Source organism: Kineococcus glutinatus, from assembly GCF_039542765.1.
Lineage (GTDB): Bacteria > Actinomycetota > Actinomycetes > Actinomycetales > Kineococcaceae > Kineococcus_A > Kineococcus_A glutinatus.
In genome coordinates, this window is sequence record NZ_BAABIL010000039.1 from 1 (window position 1) to 1,954 (window position 1,954).

The window sequence follows — 1,954 nt, forward strand, 5'->3', positions numbered from 1 at the left end:
TTCCTGGTACCGGTGCTCACCGGCCTGCCGCCGGCCACGACCCTGCTGTTCTCCGGGGTGGGCACGGCGCTGTTCCTGCTGCTGACGCGGGGCCGGCTGCCCAGCTACCTGGGGTCCAGCTTCGCCTTCATCGCGCCGATCAGCGCGGCGCAGGCCTCGGGCGGGACACCGGTCGCGCTCGGCGGCGTGCTCGTCACCGGTCTGGCGCTGGCCGTCGTCGGGCTGGTGGTGCAGCGGGCGGGCACCCGCTGGATCGAGGTCCTCATGCCGCCGGTGGTGACGGGGACGATCGTGGCCCTCATCGGCCTCAACCTCGCGCCGGCGGCGAAGGCCAACGTGGAGACGGCGCCGGTGACGGCCGTGGTGACGATCCTCGCGATCGTGCTGGCCACCGTCCTGCTGCGCGGTCTGCTCGGGCGCCTGGCGATCCTGGTCGGCGTCGCCGTCGGCACCGCCGCGGCGGCCGTCCGGGGGGAGGTCGGGCTCGACGCGGTGCGCTCGGCGGCCTGGGTGGGGCTGCCGGACTTCACCGCCCCGCAGCTGCAGGTCGGCGTCCTGGGCCTGTTCCTGCCCGTCGTGCTGGTCCTGGTCGCGGAGAACGTGGGGCACGTGAAGTCGGTGGCGGCGATGACCGGCACCGACCTGGACCCGCTCGTGGGTCGGGCGCTGCTGGCCGACGGCCTGGCCACGACGCTGGCGGGCGCCGGCGGGGGCTCGGGCACGACGACGTACGCGGAGAACATCGGGGTGATGGCCGCGACCCGCGTCTACTCCACCGCCGCCTACGCGGTGGCCGCGGGCTGCGCGGTCCTGCTGAGCCTGTGCCCGAAGTTCGGCGCGCTGATCGCGGCGGTGCCGGCCGGGGTGCTGGGCGGGGCGGGCACGGTCCTGTACGGGATGATCGGCGTGCTGGGCGCCCGCATCTGGGTGCAGGCGCGGGTGGACTTCTCCTCGCCGGTGGCCCTGACGACGGCGGGCACCGCGCTGGTGGTGGGCATCGCGGACTACACGTGGGACGCCGGCGACCTGTCCTTCTCCGGCATCGCGCTGGGCACGCTGGCGGCTGTCGCCGTCTACCACCTGATGACGGCGCTGGGGCGGGCGCGCGGCACGGTCCCGCGCGCCGGCTGAGCGCCCCGGCCCGGCGCGGGGCGCCACCCGGCCGGGCGCTCCTAGGATGCCGCGCATGCCGGGTCCGGAGCTGGACGTGCTGGCCGCCGCACGCCGGGCGACCGGTACCGGCGCCCCGGGGGTGGCCGCCGCCTTCTTCGACCTCGACAACACGATGATCCGCGGGGCGTCGCTGTTCCTGCTCGCCCGGTCCCTGCACGCGCGGCGTTTCTTCACCAGCAGGGAGCTGCGGTTCTGGGCGCGGCGGGCGCTGTCCTACGCGGTGCACGGGGAGAACCTGCGGCACGTGGGGGAGGTGCGCCGGCTCGGGCTGGCCTTCGTGGCGGGCCACGAGGTGGCCGAGATCCGCGCCATCGGCGAGGAGCTGTACGACGAGCACGTGGCGGCGCGGGTGTGGCCGGGCACGCAGGCGCTGGCGCGCGGGCACCGCGACCGGGGCGAGCCGGTGTGGCTGGTGACGGCGGCGCCGGTGGAGGTGGCCGACGTCGTCGCCCGCCGCCTGGGGCTCACCGGCGCGGTGGGCACGGTGGCCGAGAGCGTGCGGGGGCGCTACACCGGCCGCCTGGTCGGCGAGCCCGTGCACGGGGCGGCCAAGGCGGAGGCCGTGCGGGTGCTGGCCCGGGCGGAGGGGCTGGACCTGGCCCGCTGCGCGGCCTACTCCGACTCCGCCCACGACCTGCCGCTGCTGTCCCTGGTGGGCCGCCCCGTGGTCGTCAACCCGGACCGGGCGCTGCGGGCGCACGCGCGGGCGCACGGCTGGCCGGTGCACGAGTTCCGCCGCTCGCGCCGCGCGGGGCGGCTGGCGGCCCGCGCCGCCCTCGTG

Annotated in this window: 2 protein-coding genes; both read left to right on the forward strand. The window is 77.1% G+C overall.

From position 1 onward, the window contains the following. Window positions 1-1,131: uracil-xanthine permease family protein (locus tag ABEB16_RS02035; RefSeq protein WP_345710608.1), on the forward strand; the 1,131-nt coding region annotated here is incomplete at its 5' end. Between the two features lie 55 nt (window positions 1,132-1,186). Next, window positions 1,187-1,954 (forward strand): HAD family hydrolase (locus ABEB16_RS02040; protein ID WP_345710609.1); only part of this gene is annotated, 768 nt, incomplete at its 3' end.